Genomic DNA, 22441 nt, shown 5'->3' on the forward strand with positions numbered 1-22441 from the left:
GGCTAGGTATTCACAACCAGAGAGAAGAACATGTTTGGTAAAGGCGGAATGGGCAACCTAATGAAGCAAGCCCAGCAAATGCAAGAGCGCATGCAAAAGCTTCAAGAAGAAATCGCGAATATGGAAGTAACAGGCGAGTCTGGTGCTGGCCTAGTGAAAGTGACGATTACTGGTAGCCACAGCGTGCGTCGTGTCAACATCGATGAAAGTCTGATGGAAGACGACAAAGAAATGCTTGAAGACCTTATTGCTGCAGCATTCAACGACGCTGCACGCCGTGTTGAAGAAACTCAAAAAGAGAAAATGGATGGCGTTACTGGCGGTATGCAACTACCACCAGGCATGAAAATGCCATTCTAATCAGCAAGGGTAATTAATGCGCACCAGTCACATGCTGGAGCAATTGATGGAGGCCTTACGTTGTCTGCCTGGGGTTGGCCCCAAGTCGGCTCAGCGTATGGCCTTTCATTTGTTACAGCGAGATAGAAAGGGCGGCCTGCAACTTGCGGATGCTCTCAGTCAGGCAATGACCGAAATTGGTCATTGTACAGAATGTCGTACTTTTACTGAGGAAGAAGTCTGCCATATTTGTACCAATCCGAAACGTCAGGAAAATGGTCAAGTTTGTGTGGTAGAAAGCCCTGCGGATATTGCTGCAGTAGAGGCGACCGGTCAATTTTCGGGTCGTTACTTTGTTCTGATGGGACACTTGTCGCCGTTAGACGGCATTGGTCCGAGTGATATTGGATTAGATGTGTTGGATTACCGTCTACGCCGTGGTGATGTGCAGGAAGTGATTCTGGCGACGAACCCGACAGTAGAGGGTGAAGCAACGGCTCACTATATTGCGGAGCTGTGCAAAGAGCACCAGGTCTCAGCCAGCCGAATTGCTCATGGTGTGCCTGTCGGTGGAGAGCTAGAGCTGGTGGATGGCACAACGCTGTCGCACTCGTTACTAGGTCGCCATAAACTGACTTAAGCTTAACCATATTGTGATTTGATAAAGCCGTGTCGATACACGGCTTTTTTGAGGGTGTTTGGTTAGGCTAGGCTGATGTCTATCTCAAACCTAATTAGAACCTAAAGCCAACCCCAGCAGAAATAAACAAATTCTCACTGTCATAGAAAGTGATGTCTGAATCAGACTCTGAATAGCCCGCCATAACGTTGAGCATCGATCCCGGCCAAGAGAATAATCCCATATAGTTATACACGGCAAACAGGCCCAGGTTGTCGCTGTCTCTTTTCTTATTAAAAACAGGGTTTATCGCGTCATATTCGGTTTCGGATATGCGTAACGTCGCTGTGAGCGAGTGGCGCTGAATACTACCGGACACCGCCAATTGAATCGCTCGATGTTGGTGGCTTTGTGCTTCACCATCGGCATCCCTAAGTGTGTACTGTACACCAGGGGTTAGGCGTAAGTTGGCTGAGATGGGTATCGAGAGATCGAGGGTCGCTCTTTGATAAACGCTATCACGCTTAAGAAGTGAGCGTTTATAATTGCTTAATGGCAAGCTGATCCCTATTTCGTCATTTTCAACCTCACTGTTTGCGATCGCGTATGACATAGAGACGGGGATAGGCAGGCCAAAATCTAATGCCACTCTTCCGCCCATGATGGTTTGATCACTGGTTTCGCGTTCAGAGCCGATCAAGTAGGGGTCTTGCCAGGTTTCGTCCATGCTCGGGACATTACCGAAAAAAGCCACGGTTATTGTATTGTCTGCATAAAGTCGGCGGATCACCCCCACCTCGGCTTGAAATTGTGCCTCTGCGATTTGATCGCGGCTGTTACCAACAAATATGGCAGTGTCGCCAAACGAGTATTGAAGACGACCTAAAAGCATAGGGGCGGCACTGGTGTAGCTTTTCCCATTATTATTGAGATCCGATGTAATCGCGTTATCGTCTGAGGTATTGAACTGCGATGTACCATCTACCAAACCTAGGTTAATGCCCACAGCGCCGCTAAGTCCTGGTTTAAGATCATTCTTGCCAGGCTGAGCAAGGCTAGGTGTGCTCGCTATTAAGGATAGCGCCGATACCGATAATGCGGCTACCCACGGAGTTAACTTCATTCCTATCTCCTTGTGAATTGAAAATTATGGCTTCCATGCAAGTTAGCAGTGGTAGATCTATAAGTCCTTGTCTGTTTTGAGACGATTTGTGTCACTGTCGGTCACATTGCTGCGTTGTGTCTGCTTAACGCGTACAGGCCAACAGAGTACAAACTTGGCCCCGCCCAGCTGAGAGTGTTCTACGGTGACTTTCCCATCATGCCAAAGTGCGATCTGCTTAACTATCGCAAGCCCCAGCCCATAACCTTTATCGCTGGAACGTTCTTGATTGTCGAGTTGAATAAAGGGCTCAAAAACCTTGTCTCGCATGGTTTTATCAATCCCTATACCATCATCTTCAACGATAACGGCCAGGTTGTTATCAATACGTGTAAAAGTGATTTGGATGGTGTGTTTGGCAAACCGAGCCGCGTTAGAAAGTAAATTGTTAATTGCGCGAATCAACCCCCGCTCATCAATCAGAATATCTAGATTTAACAACTCATCTTCGCATCGGAAGTTGACGTTAAAGTGGTAGTGCTCTAGCTGAAAGTCTTCGAGCTCTCTTGCAAGTCGCTGACCAAACTTAACCACTGAAAAGTGGCTGACATCAGCGACTCGGTTATAACGGGATAATAGTAACGTTTGATTTATAAGTTGGTCGAGGCTGTCTAAACTGCTGATAGCCGTTCGGCGGTACTTATTTTTTTGAGCCTCAGACACAGTCTCATCTTCTAACATTTCCAGAGCGAAACGAAGCCGATAGAGTGGTGTGCGTAAATCATGCGCTACCGCACGTGTTAGCTCCCTTTGGCTGGCAATGAGTTGTTCAATGTTATTGGCCATCTGATTGAAGGAATCACTCAATTGTGACACCACGGAGAGCGATGACGTTTTGGCCCTGCGAGTAAGGACACCACGACCAAAGGCATTCGCTGTGCGTGCCAATCCTTTTAAATCCCGCCATAGCGGGTAGACCCACAAGATCAGTGTTGCAGAAACTAAGCCAAATAGCGCTGCAGCGGCATAGGTAATCAGCTTCATCTTCACGGTTCGTGACCCTTCGTCGGCCACTAAAATCCAATGCTCGTTATCCACTTGAGTGAGTAATTGAATGGTGGAACGATCGGCAAGTGTATGAGATGCAATGAAGTCATCCGTTGCTTCCAATTTCTCAAGCAATATGTCAGGAACGTTTGGTTTTTCGACCAGCTTAATGGTAATGGGCAGATCGCTGTGGTTTAACGCTAGGCGCTCACCCCATTGCTCTTTGGGGTGTTTTAAAAGATCTTGCTTCGCAAGGTAGAGCGCGCCTTTTGCTTGATTGGCGACAACGCTTTCTTCTGACTCTTGCAGGGCGTAGTAAATAACGTGTTGTGAGCGGCCGACTCGTTTTAGCAATGCCATTGGAGAGTCAAACTCAAATGCGATATTGCCTTGCCTGAGCTCATTGATGATGTCAGGTTGGGACTGAAAGTCTTGCAGAGTTTTGAGCTTTAGCGGGTTATAAAAAAACTGGTTGTGTTGCTTTATCGTTTCTTGCCACTGTTCGGGAGGTTGAGCAAGGAGCTGTTCTTCCAATAAATTGACGGACGTAGAATAAATTGGTTTAAAGAAGCGTTCGCTCATCGATTTAGACAAGGCTTGTAAGGGGTTAAGGTCTGTGGGTATGACAAGGAGTATCAGAGGCGTAAATACAGCGAACCAAAGAATGGCAAATGAGCGCAGCATAGCAACTCCTTAGTCTGAGATAGAGCAAAGCTGATAGCCTTGCCCACGCACGGTTTTAATCAGTTTAGGTTCGTTTGGATCATCATTAAGCCTTCGGCGAAGTCGTGACACTCTTCTATCAATTGAACGATCCAGTCCATCATATTCAAACCCGCGAATGCTTTGTGCGATGTCATCGCGTGACACGACTTTCCCCACGTGGCAGGCAAGTAGATGAAGAAGTTCGAACTCCGCGGTTGTTAGCTTGATAGACTGGTTGCTTCGCGTTACTTGGCGAAGCTGAGTATCGATGGTTAACGAACCGATGGTGATGTGATGAATGGGCTTATCAGTTTGGGTTTGCAGCCGTTCTTGTCGCCTTAAAAGCGCTCGTATGCGTGATAAAAGCAATCTGGGCTGAACTTGCTTTACGACGTAATCATCGGCACCAAGCTCTAATCCCATGACTTGGTCGATGTCATCATCGAGAGCCGTTTGCATCAGAATCATGCCGTGGTAGTCCTGACGAACTTCGCGGCAAACATCCATGCCGCTTTGGCCTGGCAGCATAACATCTAGGATAACGAGATCGGGTTGCTGGTTTAATATGGCCTCTACAGCAGACACCCCATCAAAGACAGTAGAAACCTTAAAGTCATAAGTTTCTAGAAAATCGCTGATCAGCTCTGCTAGCTCGCGGTCATCCTCGACCAACATTATGTGCGGTTGCGCGGTATCCATAGCTCTCCATAGCCTCGCTTGTAATGGAGGAACTATAGCGAATAAATCGCGCTATCTCTGTGACCGTTTGTGACTATTTGGCTAAAATTGCGGCACAACTTGATTCTGGGAAGATTAGGTAAGTTGTTCTAGTTCGGTGATATTTTCTAGTGCTTGCTGATTTGTGGAACCACATACTACTGGGCAAGGCTTAAAATCGTGACAGACCTTTGGCCTTTCTGGTTTGCCAAAAAGTTTGCAAAGGTTGTCTTCGTTCAGTTGAATACAACGGACGCCCGCAGGTTTACCTTTTGGCATACCCGGAATAGGAGAAGAGATACTTGGTGCAATACAGCATGCGCCACAGCCTAAACGACAATCCATGAAAACAACCTCGTGAAAAATGAAGGGCGCGATAGTAGCAGAAATCTTATTGGCTATCAGCACAAACATTGCCCTTGAACTTTTTTCGTCACAGCGGTATAAATCGCACCCCTGTCCGATAACGAAGTAAGATCTATGAGCGCGCCATTTTGGGAAAGTAAGAAACTAGAGCAGATGAATGAACAAGAGTGGGAATCTCTTTGTGACGGCTGTGGAAAGTGCTGCTTGCATAAGCTTATGGATGAAGACACGGACGAAATCTACTACACCAATGTGGCTTGCAGTTGGTTAAACAGCAAAACTTGCTCGTGTAAAGATTACCCAAACCGTTTTACTTCCGGTGAGGAGTGCACCAAGCTAACCCGTGAAGATATCGATGATTTTACTTGGCTGCCCCATACCTGCGCTTACCGTTTGCTGGCCGAACATCAGCCTCTACCTGAATGGCACCCTTTAATTACAGGGTCGAAATCGGCCATGCATGCCGCAGGTGAGAGTGTGCGTAATAAAGTGGTGTATGAAATTGATGTGGTTGATTGGGAAGACCATATTTTAAACCATCCTAACAGAGCGTAGCCTTTTCAAGGGTTTATCGAAAAGCTCTCCCAAAAAATAAGTACTCATTCCTAAATCTATCGCCACGTTTCTCTGAACGTGGCGATTTTTTTATAAACATTTCCTTTCCATAAATTAGCCGAATCTAGCAAGATGCTGGTGTACACTTAACGCTATCTATATAACAAACAAAAACTTGGGTTTCTTTTCGGGGTCGTTATGGATAAAACCTTCCACCGTCATTTTCTACATATTGTTTTCTGTATTTTGATGGCGTTTAGCCTCTCAGTTGCTGCGGAGGTCTCGACACCAGAGCAACCCGATATACCGAGCTTGTCAAAAATAGAGTTAGAGGTTGAAACGCTCAATCAAGAGATGGTTGAGCTCAACGAAGCTATTGGAATGACAAGCGGCGCAGAAAAAGACGCGCTTCAGCTAAAGCTATTTCAAAAGAATGAACAATTGCGCTCGGTATTAGCGGGTGCGATCCAACGGGAGTCCATCTCGAAAGAGACGCTAGTCGCACAAGTTAAGGCTCAGCAAAAGCACTCCCAAAATGCTGAGCGTTACCTTGACGAAAGAATCAAAGAGATTAACGAGAAAATCAATAATGCCAAAGCGGAAGAGCGCTTAGCCTTGATCAACGATTACCAAGAGCTACAGCATTATTTCGACAACGCGATCGAAGCAAGTTGGCAAAATATTGAATGGCTTAAAGCGCTAGACGTGGACGAAAGCACCGCGCGTGCTCAACTGCGTGAATTGGTAGCCAAGCGTCTACGTGTGATGTCTGCTTCTGTTGAGTATTTTAATCAGCAAGCGGAGGTTGTTGGCAAGCAGTTATCTGCCAGCCCTGAATCTGAAAAGTCATCTTTGCAGTTAAGCCAGTTGGTATTGAAGCAACGAATGAATATTGCAGTCGATAGCTTAAGCTCATTGGTTTCTATCGCGGCTCAGTTGGAACTTGATACGTCAGAATACAAACGCTTAATTTTTGAGACTACCGGGAATATCACCCAAGATCTGTTAGAAACTGATGTCATGTTTTCGATCTTATCCCATTGGTCATCCAGCGTTTGGGATTGGCTAGGAAACAACGCGCCTCAACATCTTTTCCAGCTTTTTGTTTTTCTAATCATTTTGTTAGCAACCAAAATGATCGCGAAGCTGGTACGTAAATTGGTGAGTAAAGCGGTGGTCACCAAAAATCTTAAGCTGTCTCAGTTGATGCAGGATTTCTTTATCACCATGTCGGGCAACTTGGTGTGGATCATCGGTATCTTGGTGGGCTTGTCGCAAATTGGTTTAAACCTGACGCCAGTCCTAACGGGTTTTGGTATTGCTGGTGTGATCATTGGTTTTGCCTTGCAAGATACACTGTCTAACTTTGCAGCGGGTATGATGCTACTGATTTATCGTCCGTTTGATGTGGGGGATTTTGTCTTTGCAGGTGGCGTAGATGGCAAAGTAAGCCACATGAGCTTAGTTAACACAACGATCAAGACCTTTGATAATCAGATCATTATTGTTCCAAACAGTAAGATTTGGGGGGATGTGATCAAAAACGTGACCCATGAGAGAGTCCGTCGTGTCGATATGGTGTTTGGCATCGGCTATGGGGATGATTTGCTAAAAGCTGAAAGTGTGCTCACTGACATTGTCATGTCTCACCCAAGCGTATTACGCACCCCTGAGCCGAATATCAGAGTGCATACTCTCAATACGTCATCCGTCGACTTCATTGTTCGACCATGGGTAAAAACAGACGATTATTGGGATGTGTATTGGGACGTGACTAAGGAAGTAAAACTGCGCTTTGATCGCGAGGGAATTTCTATTCCGTTCCCGCAGCAGGATGTTCACTTACATATGGTGAAAGAAGACAGTACACCAGAGAACTAATAAGAGCGCCGAATGGCGCTCTTTTCAATTTTTTGATTTATAAATTTTTTAACTTATAAATTTTTTAACTTATAAATAGCGGCCTTGGCGCTGCAAAAATTCAATTTTGTAGCCGTCTGGGTCCATAATGAAGAAAAAAGTCGCTAAGTGTTTTTGTTGGTGATCAAATGCTTTGATGTCGCCAGCTTCGATACCAAGACTCTTAATTCTTTGGTGAGCAGATTCGATGTCACTAACACTAACAGCAAGGTGACCGTAGCCGTTACCTAGATCATAAGGTTCGCTTTGGTCATGGTTGTGTGTAAGTTCTAACTCAAATCCGGTTTCTTTGTTCGCCAAGTAGGTGAGAGAAAAACCGTCAAAAACGTATTGATCTTTAATTTCTAGCTCAAGTGCGTCGCGGTAAAATTTAACTGAACGTTCCAGATCGCTTACGCGGATCATGGTATGAATCATTTTTGTCATGGGTACTCCTTATTTTCGCTAAGGGTACACATTCTCTCGCTGTGCTTGGTAGTACTCAGGTACGACACTTTTAGGCCAATTGTTCTTGCTTAGCGAGCTGAAGAGTAACTTCCGGATGTCTGGCGTAGGTTAGGCATGCACAGCGAAGCAGCGAGGCAAAGTTATTCACTTCTCCATTGTGTTCTAACGCCTCTAAGTACACCGTGCTGATGAATTTAGGTACTGTCATATTTTGTGCAGAAGCGATCTCTTCAAGGATGAGCCAAAAACTGGATTCCAATTTTACACTGGTCGCGTGACCGTCGATGCGGATAGAGCGCGTAATAAATTGGTAGTTTTCTTGAGGTTGTTTAGCAAATATTTCACACATGTAGATTGTTTGATAGTAAGCCCAAGTGCAAATATTGGTCTCTATCGCGTACCTCGTCAATAGATGGCGAGAAATAAAAAGCGCTCCGGTTAGAGCGCTTGAATAAAGTTTTATTTCACCTGTTCTTTTATGAACTCACCCAGTTCAGAGTGGTGCATGATTTTCGATACGGGCAGAATTTTTTCCGCAGGTCCCCATGCAAACACGTTTACAGGTGTATGAGTGTGAGTACCTGTTCCCCAAACAATGTTTTGCCCCGTAGCTTGCTCACGTGCGATCAAATTTGTGCGGTCGTTGTATGGATAGAAAGCATCAAAATCGTTTATCGCAGGAACATTTTCTTCCGCTAGGTAGCTGTGCCCAGCCAAGCGATATGGGTTTGGCTTACTTTTTAGAATGTTGGCTGCTTGTTCTGCGGTGATTGGGAACTCACTGTTTTTGTTAATGATTTCTGCCAATTTCGCCGCTGTTTTTTCTGAACCGTCTAGCTGGTCAAACTGCTTCAGCATGCCGTAGTAGCTGACTTTTTGGTTATACAAGCCAGCCAAAATATCAAATGAGCCAAAGTTGAAGTTTGGCGCATAATCGCGTTGTTCAAACGCTTTACCCTCACGCTTCTGTGGCTTTGGTAAGTTGTTTGACGAGTAGCTAAAGCCAAATGATCCCGTTTCATGGTCAGCAGTCACGATCACCAATGTGTCGTCGCGATCTTTTGCCCATTCGTAGACAGCGTTCACCGCCTCGTCAAACTTGATCATTTCGTGCAGCATAGTACCGGCGTCATTACTGTGGCCAGCCCAGTCGATTTGTCCGCCTTCAACCATTAAGAAGAACCCATCTTCATCTTTAGAGAGTGTCTTAATGGCTTTGTCTGTCATTTCGGCCAGTGAGGGCTGGCTGCGGTTGGGATCTTTCTTACTTTCGGTATACGCAATCCCGTCATTCATCCCAGAATATGAGAATAAGCCCAGAACTTTGTTGCCGTTTGCTTCATCGAGCATGGATCTATTGAAGGCGAGTTGATAACCACTTTTTTGAGCTTCTGTTAGTAAGTTACGGTCGTCTTTACGCTTAGATTTAAGGTACACATCGCCTTGAGTGAGTTTCTCTAGCTGTTGGTATGTCTCACCTTTGTTATTGGTCGATTTCGGAATCCAATGGCGTAAACCACCTGATAGCATCACATCGACACCTGTTGCCAACATATCAGAGGCAATGTCGTTCTCTAACGAGCGGTGCGGTTGATGGGCAGCGAAGGCCGCTGGTGTTGCGTGGGTTAAACGCGTGTCAGACACCAAGCCAGTGGCTTTACCAAGGCGTTGAGCTTGTTCCAGAACCGTTTCAACGTGATTACCCTGCGAGTCGATACCAATCACCTCAGACGCCGTATAAACGCCCGTTGCTAGCATGGTTGCCGAACAGGCCGAATCAACCACAATCGCGTCTTCAGGGTGAGTAAGAGACGAACCAATAACCCCTTCCTGAGCTAATGTATTCAGTGCGGTATGTTTACCTTTGTAGATAGAGTTTGGAGCCTGATTCGCGTAAGTTTCTAACAGCCCAACTTGTTGTGGGCCCATACCATCGCCAATCATTAAAATAACGTTTTTGATCTCAGCCGCGACGGTGTTGAATGAAAGTGTTGAAGTGGCCAATGCAGCGACTACAGTTTTTGAAATATGCTTCATTGATTAATCCTTATTTTACAAGCGGAGGGATTTAATCATTGAAAAGTTTAAGATTTATGTCGCTTATGTGTCATTTGTATTGCAGTGAAGGAGTGCTCTGACTGAAAGGTAAGCGCAATATGGGGCTGCATTTGTCACGATTTGGGATAACAAGCAGCTCTCCCATTCAGTTCTGTTTGGGACCGCGGGTGAATAAGCAGGTTAGGCGACAATGTAAAATAAAAGGATGTAACTCTAGACTAAAGCAAGCAAAATGCCGCCGACAGTTGCCGCTGCGGACAAGTATTGCCCAGCGGAGTATGAGCCATCTTCTTCTTTCTCTATTTTGTCTGGGTGATCCATGCCTAATGCACCGTGAGCAAAAGATTCGACTTTGTCCCCAACACTCTTTTCACCTTTTTCAGCCACTTTCGCGTCTTTTTCAATTTCCTGAAGGGCAGCCAACAAAGCTTTCCCTTCTGAAGATAGGGTGACTTTATTTTGCTCTACTTTTAGTGGTGAAGATGCAGGTTGAGCTTCCGCTTTTGTGGCAGAAGATTGCGTCTTCTGGGTAGATGTCAGCTTTACTGGCTCCATTCCTACTGGTGTCATACTGAACTCCTTACACTATCCTTAAGTTACTTATCGACCAATGTTTGCAAAACTTGTGTGAAAAATGCGTAATTTGCCTAAAAACCAAACAAGCACAAATCGTGCCTGTTTAAAGGGTAAACGTGCAATGACCACATGATTTTTATCTAGCGGCAGATTACACTTTCACTTCGGTTACTTAGGTGCTGAAACGCTTGCTTCCTATTCTCCATTTGAACATAGCGTGCAGGTGGCGGTAGTACATTCAGGAGAAAGTCATTACCAGCGTTGTTGTCCAAGCTTGCAGTGGGGGTAATGACGACCACATTCAGGTCGGGTTTGCGTTTTAATATCGAGGCTTTTATTCCTAATCCTTGCTCAGTGTGGAATTTTCCAGCGATATGGAGCACTTTGCTCTCAGGATTGTCTTGCAAGTAACGTACGATACTTTCTGCCATGGTTTCATCCCATGTTATCTGTGCTGCGTATTGATTTTCCGTTTGAGCTGGCGCTCCATGGTGCATCGATGCCATAAATTTTTCTTTGTAAGCAGAGAAGGAAGTATCGATTTTTTCTGCAACAAAGGTACGTTCTTTATGGGTTAACTTCTTGAGATATCCGATCCCTTGCTGGCCTATGCACTTCACAATCGATTTTGGTGCATTTGCAGCAATGATGTCTAGGTTATTGCTTTTGGCAAGTTCGACGATTGGGCGGTAATCACTTTCATAGTTGGGCCAGGCATTGCCGTTTTTAATCAGCATTTGTTCACCAATCTTCCCTGCCAAATACTCATTCATCACGGCCTGTTTATCTCGGCTGAACTGCTCCATAGCGAGGGCTACCGTCGGGTCTTGTTTGAGAAGCGATTTGAGTAAATCCGCTTGAAAACGATGGACACCTGCGTGAGTGTGCCACTCTCCGACTAAAATCACGTCGGCGGAAGCGATATTCGCGGGTAAACGGCTTAGCTGAATCGGTTCTGATTGAGGTGAGTAGAGCTGATAGTCATAGAAACTGGAGATGGGTTGAACGGAGGTCGTTGAACAGCCCATAACGAAAAGTGATAGCAGCGATGCTTTGATGATAGTTCGCATTTTTAAGCCTCCATATGCTGATTGACTAAGACACTGGAGGCTTTTATAGCTTAATGATGATGAGAGTCGCTACTAAACTTTGCGGTAAATTCTCAACATGAAATCTGCCTCACATTTAAACAGCTTAGAAGAGTTTAGTTGCTCGCGCAGATCGTCGGAGGCTTTCCAGGCGAACGGCGTCATTTGCAATAAATCTAAGGCGTCGCCGTTGACTAGCTCCATAGTGTAGGAGAGTTTTTCTTGGTGTTCGAGCGTGAACCCTTCGATCTGTTCAGGCTCCTCACTGTGAAGACGAACATCTTGATAGATGTGCTCACGTAATTCATATAAGTGGCGTCCCGCTGGCGTAACAGTGATTACTACACCGTTCTCTTGCACGGTACGTGCTAACTCTTCTGCTTTACAAGGGGCATAAATACGTAAAATGCCATCCAGACTCTGGTCAGCAAATGGCAGGCGGTGACTCGATGCAACACTGAATTGGCAGTTTGGGTAACGTTTGGCTGCATAACGAATGGCAACTTTAGAGATGTCTAGGCCAAAGGTTTGTGCGCTTGATGATTGCTGCTGCAGATGCTTCGCAACTTCTGTTGTGTAATAGCCTTCGCCACAGCCAATATCCAATAGTTGGTGATTGGTGTCTTGTAGATACTGCGCACATAATTCAGCCACTTTGTGTTTCATCGGCTGGTAGTAGTCTTTTTCTAAAAAGCGACGTCTTGCTTGCATCATCTCTTTGTTGTCGCCTGGATCTTTTGAACGTTTATGATTGACCGGCATGAGATTTACGTAACCTTCTTTTGCGAGATCAAAAGCGTGGTTGTTTTCACAACGGTAGGTGCGTTCAGAGAAAGAAAGAGTTTGGTGACAAAGAGGACAAGTATAAGACATAGCAGCTTAGAGTGAAAATGGGGGCGAAATTTTAACAGGAATAATATTCGCATACTAGCGGTTAGCTGAGATGGGCGTTAAAAGGGCAGGGAGTGCCTGCCCAATAATGACTTAGTTAGTGGAAGAAGCCCACTTTTTGTTTCAATTCGCTCGCATGCGTTTGTAGCTCTGCTGAGCTTTGTGCAGTATTCGCACTGGTGGATCGGCTATCTTTGTTCAGTTCGCTTATGGTGTTTGCGTTTACGGAAATTTCTTGGGACACATTTGCTTGTTCTTCCGACGTGGCAGCAATGGTATCTGACTGAGCGGCAATGGCATTCACTTGCGTTGCGATGTTTTCTAGCGCAGCTCCTGCGTCTTGAGCTTTTGCTAACACATCGCTTGCATTTGTTTGGCTTTGAACCATTAATTGCACTGCGTTTTTTGTCGAGCCATTGAGACTCTCGATAATTGAAACAACATCTTGAACGGAGGACTGCGTTCTATGAGCCAGGGTGCGAACCTCATCTGCGACAACAGCAAAACCTCTACCGTGTTCACCTGCACGTGCAGCTTCAATGGCGGCATTCAGCGCTAAAAGGTTGGTTTGTTCTGCGATTTCATCAATCATCTTGGTGACGGTTTGGATAGAGGCACTTTCAGCATCGACTTGCTCAATGGCCTGCGCAGAGCGTTCTAGTTGGCTATTAAGCTCTGCAACGTCAACACAGACACCTTCAACCATATTTAGACCTGATTGAGTACCGCTATTAGTAAGTCGAACATTTTCCGCGATGGCTTCTACTTGCTGAGCAATAGACTGAGCAGAGGCCGCCATTTCTTCGATGGCTGTAGCTGCTTGCTCTACCTGTGTGTGTTGAAGGTCTGCTTGCTGGAGATTCTGGCTTGCATTAGCAGACACATTTTCCGAAGCATTTTGAACCGCATCGCTGGTCATTCTAATCTCATTAACCAATGAATGTAGTTGATGTGCCATGCTCGCAACGCCATTGTTAAGGTTTACAATTTCGTTTTTGGATTTCTGCTGAGAGGATGAAATTTGTAGACTTACTTCACCTTTCGCTAAACGAGACATATAAGAGTTAAGGACGGTCAGTGGTTGCAAGCTGCGGTTTAAGAAAATGGTTAAGATTAAAAAGGTAACTAGCGCAGCAACAGACGCGATAATGACGATAAGTTTCAGTAGGTCATTACTGCCTTTTGTCACTTCCTTAATAAAGGTGCCCCCAAGAAGTTTCCAGTTCCAGCCAGGTACTTCTGTGAAAACCAGGTATTTCTCACCGACTGTAGATTGATACTGATATGGGTAGCGTATTAAGCCACTTTTTTGCTCAAAGATGCGATAAAACGGTTTATTGCCGTTGTAATCAGACACATCAATAATCGAAGGGTCTGAATCAGTCATTGTTGGGTGGAGTAAATACTTACCTAAATTATCTTTATTGTTGTCAACCACGATGGTGTAACCCGTGTCACCCCATGTGATCTCAGAAAGAGAATCGAATAGATCGTGTGCGGCTTGATCGACCGGAAGCCCAATGAAAGAGATCCCTTCTATGCGGCCAGAAGTGCCTTTGATCGGAGCATAATAGGTAATGTATTGATTATTAAATAGTGTCACTTGAGAGTAGTACGGCTGTCCGCTCATTAAACGGCTGTAACCTGGGTGGTTTTTGCCCAAGCTTGTGCCTACCACTCGTTTTCCATTTAAATCTTTTAGTGACGTGGATACACGAATGAAGCGATCTCCAACCTGCGCAAATATTGTCGCAACCGCGCCTGTATCACGCGTGAAATTATCAACTAGGGTGGTATCGTTGATAAGGCTTTTGCCTTGCTTGGTGATGTCGTTAATACGCTTCCCAAGAAAATCAACGTGATAGGCTTCTACCTGAACACCGTCTAAGTAGCCATTTCTGAATGTTGATTCTAAGACTTTGGCCGTATCTAAATAAGCATTGAATTCACCAGCAATAGTCAGAGCCATGGCTTCAATGTTGGATTGATGATCTTTTAAGGTGCTTTCTAGTAGTACTTGAGAGGCGTTACGATAAACCAGAGTCGCAGTACCTACAAAAGAAACCAACAAGCAAAGTAATATGACTAGTTTTAATTGAAAACCAACGCTTTGGTTTTTGAATTTGTCGAACATTTGCAGCTTTCCTGTCTTTTTGACTCCTACATACTTGGATATGGTTTTGTGTAAGAGTTTTGGGAGCAGGATCATAGCGAGAGAGGCGATTGCCCAGTTTGATTTTTATTAACTATTTTGTAATTAGTGGGGTCGGTATATGCGATTCTTGTATTGTTTTGGAGTTTGGGAAGAGGGAAAAGCTCGCCGCAGAGTAAATCTACGACGAGAGCACGCTTACTGAGCAGAGATTATAGTGACGAGTTCGTGACTTTCACCAGGCTGGAGTGTTTTACCTTGTTCCAGAGTTGGAGCGTGAAGGGCTGATTCAACACAAAGGAAAGTTTTGTATCCATTGTCCTCCATGTCTCTCATTCCTTTCGCACCTTCATACCAAGGATTCCACAGTACTGCGCTGTTATGGCCAAGGTTTTCTACATTTAAAGTACGATGTAATAAAGGATCTGAAACAAATATCGCTGATTCAGGCTGAGTATAAACACGGTCGATGGTGTCTGTGAGGATCAACTCATTACCACCGATGATGACTTCATCATTTTGGAGGCTGTCTATATATTCTGGCCCCATACCTGTTGTTTTTACTTGTTCAATGTCGCCAAGGTTGAGGTAAGTATGCAGTGCTCCGGAGAAGGTCCATGCTGCTTCATCAATATTTTCAACTTTTAATGTCACTTTCAGTTGCTCTGTAATTTCTACTGTTAATCGAGCACTAAATAAGTGAGGCCATAGTTGGTGGCTTTCTTCCGTTGCCATTAACCCTAATTCGACAATGACACCATGGTCGTTTTCACGGTGTTCGATCAGCTCCCATTCCGAATTTCTGGCAAAGCCATGTGCGGGAGCGGCGATGCGGCCAAACCACGGCCAACAAACCGGGATACCACCTCGCAGAGCGGTTTTTCCATCAAAGATAGCTTTATTACTCATCCAAATAAGATCGTCCTGATCTTTGGGTTTGAATGACACGACGTGACCACCATGTAGTGCAATTCCAGCAGATGCTTTTTCATGATCTACTCGAATAATTTTTACAGAGTCTTTTTCTACGATTGTCACGCAATCGGATAGAGCAGTAAGTACTGGAAGAGATTGTAAATCCATATGTAACGTTCCTGATGAAAAGTAGCTACGCGTGTACCTTGCGTAGCACTGGATTCCAGATACTAAAAAGGCGACTCGAGAGCCGCCTTTTCATTCAATGTCTTCTATTACAAAGACACCTTTCGCTAAAAGCTTACATTACTTAGAGATGTGAGCGATTAGGTCTAGAACTTTGTTTGAGTAACCGATTTCGTTGTCGTACCAAGATACAACTTTAACGAAGTTATCAGTTAGAGCGATACCAGCTTTAGCATCGAATACAGAAGTTTGAACTTCACCGATGAAGTCTTGAGATACTACTGCATCTTCAGTGTAACCTAGAACACCTTTTAGCTCGCCTTCAGAAGCTTCTTTCATCGCTGCACAGATAGCGTCGTAAGATGCGCCTTCTTTTAGGTTAACTGTTAGGTCAACTACAGAAACGTTAGCTGTTGGTACGCGGAAAGCCATACCAGTTAGTTTGCCGTTTAGTTCTGGAAGAACAACGCCTACAGCTTTAGCAGCACCAGTTGAAGATGGGATGATGTTCTGAGAAGCACCACGACCACCGCGCCAGTCTTTAGCAGAAGGACCGTCTACAGTTTTTTGAGTTGCTGTAGTAGCGTGAACTGTAGTCATAAGACCAGATTCGATACCGAACTTGTCGTTAAGAACTTTAGCGATAGGCGCTAGACAGTTAGTAGTACAAGAAGCGTTAGAAACGATGTCTTGACCAGCGTAAGTGTCTTGGTTAACACCCATAACGATCATTGGAGTAGCGTCTTTTGAAGGACCAGTTAGAACAACTTTCTTCGCGCCAGCTTCGATGTGTTTACGTGCAGTCTCGTCAGTTAGGAAAAGACCAGTTGCTTCAGCTACAACGTCAACATCGATTTCGTTCCATTTAAGGTCCGCTGGGTTGCGCTCTGCAGTAACACGTACAGTTTTACCGTTAACGATTAGGTTACCGCCTTCAACTTCAACAGTACCGTTGAAACGGCCGTGAGTTGAGTCATACTTAAGCATGTATGCCATGTATTCTACATCGATAAGATCGTTAATACCTACTACTTCGATGTCGTTGCGCTCTTGCGCTGCACGGAATACGAAACGACCGATACGGCCAAAACCGTTAATACCTACTTTGATAGTCATTATAGTTGCTCCACAACTTAATTTCTGATTAAAGATAACTGGTAGTAAAATTACATAATCCAGTCAAAATCTGCAACCGATAATCCGACTTAACTTGTTTAAAGTCAAAAAAAAGCGTCGCTTTTTTTCACAATTAGCCATAAATGGTTGTATTTTGAACGAATTACTAATTATTTCTCTAACCAGTTGACGTAAAATTAGCTTAAATGCCTAAAACTTAGCTTACAGAATAATCGCTTCATTATGGTGTCAAAGTATGTGCCACAAACGTAATTGTTCGCAAGTTTTTCGCAAAAAAAGTCAACTTTTGTATATGTAAAATGGAGTATATCGACTGTGAATCAAGAAAGAGAAAAACTCGAGAAGCCCGATGAGTACTGGCGTGAGAAGCTTTCCGATGAAGAGTTTAGAGTGTGTAGAAAGCAAGGAACAGAAGCTCCATTTAGTGGTAAGTTACTGCATAATAAAGAAACAGGTATTTACTCATGTACATGCTGTAATACCCCGCTTTTCTCTTCTTCTAACAAGTATGATTCGGGGTGTGGCTGGCCAAGCTTTGATGCCCCGATAGATAATAAGGCTATTCGCTATTTAGAGGATCTAAGTCACGGTATGGTGCGTACTGAGATACGATGTGCAGTATGTGATAGCCATCTAGGTCACGTTTTTCCAGACGGACCGAAGACGACAGGTGAACGTTTTTGTGTAAATTCGGTGTCGTTAATTTTCAACAATTGATAAAAAAGCGGCGAATATCTCGCCGCTCTTTGTTTTATCCTTTCAATTGAACTATCAGTAATCGGAAAGCTGATCTCTTCTAAACTTTCCAGACTCAATCGCGTCTTTCAGTTTCTCTGCCTCAAGCGCCAATTGTTTATATTTGCTTTTCTCAAAGCCATAAAGAAGGTGAAGTTCAGATTCTGAAGCTATAGGTACACCAAATTGATTGGCAACGATCGCCCAAATATAAGCGTGCTCCTTGCGTTTCATTTGATAGGTTGTACTGGCAAGTGTTTTAAATACTTCAGTATTAATATTGTCTCGATTGGTGAGCTCCAAGGAGCGGATCAGCAAGTCATGTGTTTTTTGGTTGTTGCGACTGGTGTAAAAGGTAGCAAGCGCGTATTGCATTTCGGCGGTATCAAGCTCGGGGCTTCCTTCTAATTGAAGAAACTGACGCCTTGCGCTGTCGCTACCAGTACGGCTCCACAGAAAGTACAGAGCTTCAGGAGTTTGAGAACGTTTTAGTTCTGCGACCACTTTTTCCATATCTTCCCCTGCATTGACCAGCGCGTGAAAGCGACGTTCTTTTAATTCGGTTTGATCAATTGCTTGGATCTGAGAAGCTAACTCTAGACACTTTTTGTATTTACCTAGAAGGTCATATTCCTCGATTTGATTCGACGGTGTGGGGTTTTTAATTCTTTCAAATCGATGCCAAATTAAGTCTGTGCGAGGGACACGGCACTGACCATCATCAACGTTGAGTCGCTGACACTGTAGGGCAGGGTTATCTTCACACAATTGCTCGGTGTTTTTCCTATTTTCGAAGCAGCCTACGAGTGACAGGCATAAAATGCTGAGGGTAACAACGTTTGTTTTATTCATATTGGTGTCGCTTGTGATCCGTTAGACTTATTTATTGATCGTTTCTTGACTCAACGGTGTGGCTGGTTATGTTCTTTGCTATCTAATTAAATCAAAGGATACACCATGGACGCAAAGCAGTTAATTGATGCCATCACACCTGAAGCATATGAGCGTCTACTTTTTGCTGTTGAGACAGGAAAGTGGCCTGAAGGTACCCCATTAACTCAAGAGCAAAGAGATTCTTGTATGCAAGCTGTAATGCTGTACCAGTCTAAACATAATCAAGAAGCACAGCATATGACAGTGGCTCAGGGCGGTGAAATTAGCTTTAAGTCTAAAGCTGAACTCAAAAAGCAATTTCAAACGAATCAAGAAGATATTGTTAGAGTAAATCCAAATCAATAACCTTCTATATTAGATCAAAAAAGGCAGAGTTAACTCTGCCTTTTCAATTGGATTACTTCGGTGTTATCCGCAGCACTTTTTAAATTTCTTACCACTGCCACAAATGCATGGGTCGTTGCGGCCAACTTTTAAGTTGCTGATCGGTTGTGACAAACGTTCGTCTTCTTCCTCGTTGGGGAAGGTTCCGTCTATATAGAACCATTGGTCACTTTCTTTGATAAATCGAGAGCGTTCTTCCAAACAGTATTGCTGGCCATTCGACTCGAAATAGGCTTTAAAGGTGACAAAGCCTTCATTTTCATTAGTACTATCTTCGCTAGAGACGACTTCTAGACCACACCAGTTGCTTTCAATAGATTCTGCTATTTCAGCGCGCTGCTCTTCTGCATGACAGCTAGGGTGGTAGGTGTTTATAACAAAATCGACCAACTTTTTCTCATGAGCACAATAACGAGAGCGCATTAGCTCCTCGGGTGTGTGTGCTTGGGTTGGATCGTTGTGTATAGGCTCACAGCAGTTGCTATAAGGTTTTGAACTGCCACAAGGACATAACGACATAGGTACTCCAAATACGGAAAATTAGATAGAGAGTAAATCAGATGTCCATTTTACCGAATCATCGTAGCATTTGCTTATCGCATCTTGATCCAAATGAAACTCTTCACAATATCGGGTGACTTTATCCCACTCTGCGAGCTCGTAGGCTCTGATTAAAGCCATTATTTGCCCGAGTTCACCTGTCCCATCACTCAAAGCCTGTTTAATGTTTTCATCAACAGGGATTTCTTCGATGATCTGTTCTATTGGCCTATCAAGTAGGCTATCAAGGAGCGAAAACATCCCCATTAAAAAAGCTTGCCCGGGCTCAATGTGTAGGTTGAGTTGGCGTATTAATAATTCGGAATATCGGGCTCTTTGTATTGAAAGGCCATAAAGGCAGTCGGGCTTTTTGTCATGGTTAGAGGCTAGGGAAACCAAAGAGATAAACTTGCGAAGCTTATCTTCACCTAGGTAAACCAGCGCCTGTTTAAATGACTGAATTTTGCAGCTCACTAACGAGGAAGAGTTCACATAGGTGAGTAGCTTGTAAGATAGCGTCACGTCTTTACAGATCAGTGCTTCGACTTTTTCGTAATCAATATCTTGATGAGAAATTTCAGTCAGTAACTGGACCACAGTCACAAAGGAAGGCTCTAGTGATTTACGCTGGATCATTTCTGGCTTGCTGAAAAAGTAGCCTTGGAACAGCTCAAAACCCGCCTTTTTAGCCTGCTCGAACTCTTTATAGGTTTCGACTTTTTCCGCGAGGAACTGAATGCTTGTGCGATCAAAGCGGTTGATGAAAACCTGAGCTTTTTGCAAAGAGATCTGGCGAATATCAAATTTAATGATGCTCACGTAGGGTAAGAATGCTTTCCATTCTTTGGAAGGGACGAAGTCGTCCAAGGCAAATTTATAGCCAAGCGCAGCCATTTCTTTAATTGCATTGAGCAATTCGGTCGTCGGCGAGCAATCTTCCAGCACCTCAACCACTAGGCTTTCGGCTGGAAATAAAGTCGGTACCTTATTGATTAGGCTCTGATAGGGAAAGTTAACAAACCCTAATTTATTGCCTAAGGTTGCATAGTGGGTTGATAAAAAATGGTCCGAGAGCAAACGGCTGGTGGCTTGCTCAGGGTCAATCGCAGGAAATGTGTTGCTTGGACCATCTCTAAAAAGTAGCTCGTACCCAACCGTTTTTTTGTTGATGTCCAGTATAGGTTGTCTTGCTATGTACGAATATTTCAAGATGTATACCTTTCTCGTAGGCAGTCTGACCGCGAGCCAATGCATTAGGATGCAAGAAAAAAGCAAGACTATTGGATATCGCCTGAAATCGCTAGAGTGTACTATTTTTCTACAAAAGGCCGGTTCTGGAGGTCAAAACTATTTTTATCGTATACCAGTACTGAGCCCTGAGTGTACCAATCCCCTAATACAATTCTAGTGTTAGTCTTGTTATTAGACTCAAATGTGTGAACTTTGGGGCGATGTGTATGACCATGAATCATCAAGTTCACATTTTGAACTGACATCACACGCTCTACTTCGCTCTGAGTGACATCCATGATATCGAGTGACTTGGTTTGTTTTTCATCTCGAATACCGGATTGTACTTTGGCGACAATTTTCTTTTTGATAAACATCGGGATCCGATTGAATACCCATTGTAGCCAAGGCTGGTGGACCTTTTCTCTGAATTTTAGGTAGCCAACATCACGAGTACAAAGAGTGTCTCCATGCAGAACGACCGCTTTTGTGCCGTAAAGATCGATAACCGTTTCATCGCCAAGAAGAGTGACGCCTGTCTCTTTTGCAAAGCGTTTACCCACCAGGAAATCTCGATTGCCTTGGGTAAAAAAACAAGGCACACCTGAGTCTGTGAGCTGCTTAAATTCCCTGCGAACAAAATTAGCAAATTCTGACTTGTCGTCGTCTCCAATCCAGAAGTCGAATAAATCACCCAAAACGTAGAGCGCATCCGCGTGAATAGCTTCTGAATGCATAAAGTGGCTGAAGCAGTGATTGATGTCTGGAGTGGAAGGAGAAAGGTGAAGATCGGCAATAAATAGCGTTGGCATAAAAATGTGTTACCTGAGGGAAAGGATAAGAGGGGAAGAGTGAATGACACTCTTCCCAACTACCATTATTCTTCGATAGTAGTACCAGTGATCACAACATCTTCAAGTGGTACGTCTTGATGCATACCGTAAGAACCTGTGCTTACACCTTTAATTTTGTTAACCACGTCCATGCCTTCAACCACTTCAGCGAATACACAGTAACCCCAACCGTCTAGGCTTTCGCTACGGAAGTCTAGGAAAGTGTTGTTGTTTACGTTGATAAAGAACTGAGAGCTTGCTGAATGTGGTTCCATTGTACGAGCCATAGCTAGCGTGCCTACTTTATTGCTTAGGCCGTTGTTTGCTTCGTTCTTAATTGGTGCGCGAGTTGGCTTTTCACGTAGGCCAGACTCCATGCCACCACCTTGAATCATGAAACCATCGATAACACGGTGGAAAAGTGTGTTGTCGTAAAAACCGTCACGGCAGTACTGTAGAAAGTTTGCGCTTGTTTCTGGTGCTTTCTCTTCGTTTAGCTGAATTTTGATGTCACCAAAATTAGTGTGAAGGGTGATCATGACTATGTCCTTTACGTATGTTTTTGATTTGAACCTGCGATTCTATCGTAACTTTTCTGACTTTTACACGTGAAAAGTTAAGCTTGAGTCATGAGTATAGGCCTTATTGACGTCTTTTTACGTCGAGAAAGGATGACTTAACAGGTCAGCAGTTGATATACTGAGCCACTATTTTTGTTCAACCCAATAATCAGATAGAGATCATGTTGAAGATATATAACACACTCACAAGACAGAAAGAGGAATTCAAACCAATCAATGCCGGTAAAGTAGGCATGTATGTCTGTGGGGTAACCATCTATGATCTCTGTCACATCGGTCACGGCCGTACGTTTGTATCGTTTGATGTCGTGGCTCGCTACCTTCGTTACCTTGGTTACGATCTAACATTTGTTCGCAACATTACAGATATTGATGACAAGATCATCAAGCGAGCCAATGAAAATGGCGAGAGCTGTGATTCGTT

At 44.2% G+C, this 22441-nt stretch carries 25 protein-coding genes; 7 read left to right on the plus strand and 18 right to left on the minus strand.

What is annotated here, in order from left to right; genetic code table 11:
- Nucleotides 1-30 precede the first annotated feature (30 nt).
- Together VNE01S_RS14710 and recR are read left to right on the plus strand one after the other, a co-directional pair.
- Nucleotides 31-360, plus strand: a complete 330-nt coding sequence (locus tag VNE01S_RS14710) for a YbaB/EbfC family nucleoid-associated protein (RefSeq protein ID WP_053393757.1) — start codon at nt 31-33, stop codon at nt 358-360.
- A 16-nt stretch (nt 361-376) separates the two neighbouring features.
- Complete coding sequence (recR, locus tag VNE01S_RS14715; RefSeq protein WP_053393758.1) at nt 377-979, plus strand: recombination mediator RecR; 603 nt, start codon at nt 377-379, stop codon at nt 977-979.
- Nucleotides 980-1073: 94 nt separating this feature from the next.
- Here the strand turns inward: recR and VNE01S_RS14720 are convergent, their stop codons facing one another.
- The 4 genes from VNE01S_RS14720 to VNE01S_RS14735 form a co-directional block, all read right to left on the minus strand.
- Nucleotides 1074-2081, minus strand: coding sequence for a DUF2860 family protein (locus VNE01S_RS14720; protein ID WP_053393759.1), 1008 nt, complete (start codon nt 2079-2081; stop codon nt 1074-1076).
- 57 nt (nt 2082-2138) lie between these two features.
- A complete protein-coding gene (locus VNE01S_RS14725) occupies nt 2139-3791 on the minus strand; it encodes an ATP-binding protein (protein ID WP_082331624.1) in 1653 nt (550 codons plus the stop codon).
- 9 nt (nt 3792-3800) lie between these two features.
- On the minus strand, nt 3801-4511 hold the full coding sequence (locus tag VNE01S_RS14730) for a winged helix-turn-helix domain-containing protein (protein ID WP_053393760.1): 711 nt from the start codon (nt 4509-4511) through the stop codon (nt 3801-3803).
- 114 nt (nt 4512-4625) lie between these two features.
- Nucleotides 4626-4874 carry a YkgJ family cysteine cluster protein gene (locus tag VNE01S_RS14735; protein ID WP_053394072.1) on the minus strand — a complete coding sequence of 83 codons (249 nt, stop codon included), beginning with the start codon at nt 4872-4874 and terminating at the stop codon, nt 4626-4628.
- A 135-nt stretch (nt 4875-5009) separates the two neighbouring features.
- On the opposite strand from VNE01S_RS14735, the gene VNE01S_RS14740 reads away from it, so the two are divergent.
- Both VNE01S_RS14740 and VNE01S_RS14745 read left to right on the plus strand, forming a co-directional pair.
- Nucleotides 5010-5450: a YcgN family cysteine cluster protein gene (locus VNE01S_RS14740; protein WP_053393761.1), complete on the plus strand. Its 441-nt coding sequence runs from the start codon at nt 5010-5012 to the stop codon at nt 5448-5450.
- Nucleotides 5451-5699: 249 nt separating this feature from the next.
- Entirely contained in the window at nt 5700-7331 is a 1632-nt protein-coding gene (locus tag VNE01S_RS14745; RefSeq protein ID WP_245649902.1) for a mechanosensitive ion channel domain-containing protein, read from the plus strand.
- A 69-nt stretch (nt 7332-7400) separates the two neighbouring features.
- On the opposite strand, the gene VNE01S_RS14750 is transcribed toward VNE01S_RS14745, so the two are convergent.
- The 9 genes from VNE01S_RS14750 to gap form a co-directional block, all read right to left on the minus strand.
- Entirely contained in the window at nt 7401-7796 is a 396-nt protein-coding gene (locus VNE01S_RS14750) for a VOC family protein (protein WP_053393763.1), read from the minus strand.
- 70 nt (nt 7797-7866) lie between these two features.
- Complete coding sequence (locus VNE01S_RS14755) at nt 7867-8166, minus strand: ribbon-helix-helix domain-containing protein (RefSeq protein ID WP_053393764.1); 300 nt, start codon at nt 8164-8166, stop codon at nt 7867-7869.
- 110 nt (nt 8167-8276) lie between these two features.
- Nucleotides 8277-9854 carry an alkaline phosphatase gene (locus VNE01S_RS14760; protein ID WP_053393765.1) on the minus strand — a complete coding sequence of 526 codons (1578 nt, stop codon included), beginning with the start codon at nt 9852-9854 and terminating at the stop codon, nt 8277-8279.
- 234 nt (nt 9855-10088) lie between these two features.
- The gene (locus VNE01S_RS14765; RefSeq protein ID WP_053393766.1) at nt 10089-10445 is read right to left on the minus strand and encodes a hypothetical protein; all 357 of its coding nucleotides are present in this window, start codon (nt 10443-10445) and stop codon (nt 10089-10091) included.
- Nucleotides 10446-10591: 146 nt separating this feature from the next.
- The gene (locus VNE01S_RS14770; RefSeq protein WP_053393767.1) at nt 10592-11521 is read right to left on the minus strand and encodes a ChaN family lipoprotein; all 930 of its coding nucleotides are present in this window, start codon (nt 11519-11521) and stop codon (nt 10592-10594) included.
- A gap of 72 nt (nt 11522-11593) precedes the next feature.
- Nucleotides 11594-12412 carry a 23S rRNA (guanine(745)-N(1))-methyltransferase gene (gene rlmA / locus VNE01S_RS14775; protein ID WP_053393768.1) on the minus strand — a complete coding sequence of 273 codons (819 nt, stop codon included), beginning with the start codon at nt 12410-12412 and terminating at the stop codon, nt 11594-11596.
- Between the two features lie 115 nt (nt 12413-12527).
- On the minus strand, nt 12528-14564 hold the full coding sequence (locus VNE01S_RS14780) for a methyl-accepting chemotaxis protein (RefSeq protein WP_053393769.1): 2037 nt from the start codon (nt 14562-14564) through the stop codon (nt 12528-12530).
- 216 nt (nt 14565-14780) lie between these two features.
- Nucleotides 14781-15665: a D-hexose-6-phosphate mutarotase gene (locus VNE01S_RS14785; protein WP_053393770.1), complete on the minus strand. Its 885-nt coding sequence runs from the start codon at nt 15663-15665 to the stop codon at nt 14781-14783.
- 138 nt (nt 15666-15803) lie between these two features.
- On the minus strand, nt 15804-16799 hold the full coding sequence (gene gap, locus VNE01S_RS14790; protein ID WP_053393771.1) for a type I glyceraldehyde-3-phosphate dehydrogenase: 996 nt from the start codon (nt 16797-16799) through the stop codon (nt 15804-15806).
- 336 nt (nt 16800-17135) lie between these two features.
- Here gap and msrB point away from each other — a divergent pair, with 336 nt between their 5' ends.
- Nucleotides 17136-17537: a peptide-methionine (R)-S-oxide reductase MsrB gene (gene msrB, locus VNE01S_RS14795; protein WP_053393772.1), complete on the plus strand. Its 402-nt coding sequence runs from the start codon at nt 17136-17138 to the stop codon at nt 17535-17537.
- A 54-nt stretch (nt 17538-17591) separates the two neighbouring features.
- On the opposite strand, the gene VNE01S_RS14800 is transcribed toward msrB, so the two are convergent.
- The gene (locus tag VNE01S_RS14800) at nt 17592-18407 is read right to left on the minus strand and encodes a DUF2989 domain-containing protein (RefSeq protein ID WP_053393773.1); all 816 of its coding nucleotides are present in this window, start codon (nt 18405-18407) and stop codon (nt 17592-17594) included.
- A gap of 105 nt (nt 18408-18512) precedes the next feature.
- Here VNE01S_RS14800 and VNE01S_RS14805 point away from each other — a divergent pair, with 105 nt between their 5' ends.
- Nucleotides 18513-18794: a YeaC family protein gene (locus VNE01S_RS14805; RefSeq protein ID WP_053393774.1), complete on the plus strand. Its 282-nt coding sequence runs from the start codon at nt 18513-18515 to the stop codon at nt 18792-18794.
- Between the two features lie 63 nt (nt 18795-18857).
- Here the strand turns inward: VNE01S_RS14805 and VNE01S_RS14810 are convergent, their stop codons facing one another.
- From VNE01S_RS14810 to VNE01S_RS14825, 4 genes are all read right to left on the minus strand, one after another.
- A complete protein-coding gene (locus VNE01S_RS14810) occupies nt 18858-19352 on the minus strand; it encodes a YchJ family protein (protein ID WP_053393775.1) in 495 nt (164 codons plus the stop codon).
- A gap of 21 nt (nt 19353-19373) precedes the next feature.
- Nucleotides 19374-20582, minus strand: a complete 1209-nt coding sequence (locus VNE01S_RS14815; protein WP_053393776.1) for an EAL and HDOD domain-containing protein — start codon at nt 20580-20582, stop codon at nt 19374-19376.
- Nucleotides 20583-20683: 101 nt separating this feature from the next.
- Nucleotides 20684-21415: a UDP-2,3-diacylglucosamine diphosphatase gene (gene lpxH, locus VNE01S_RS14820; protein ID WP_053393777.1), complete on the minus strand. Its 732-nt coding sequence runs from the start codon at nt 21413-21415 to the stop codon at nt 20684-20686.
- Nucleotides 21416-21480: 65 nt separating this feature from the next.
- A complete protein-coding gene (locus VNE01S_RS14825) occupies nt 21481-21975 on the minus strand; it encodes a peptidylprolyl isomerase (protein WP_053393778.1) in 495 nt (164 codons plus the stop codon).
- Nucleotides 21976-22178: 203 nt separating this feature from the next.
- Between VNE01S_RS14825 and VNE01S_RS14830 the strand changes: the two genes are divergently transcribed.
- The coding region (locus VNE01S_RS14830) for a class I tRNA ligase family protein (protein ID WP_156472005.1) at nt 22179-22441 on the plus strand (263 nt) is incomplete at its 3' end.

Source organism: Vibrio nereis NBRC 15637 (assembly GCF_001591105.1).
Lineage (GTDB): Bacteria > Pseudomonadota > Gammaproteobacteria > Enterobacterales > Vibrionaceae > Vibrio > Vibrio nereis.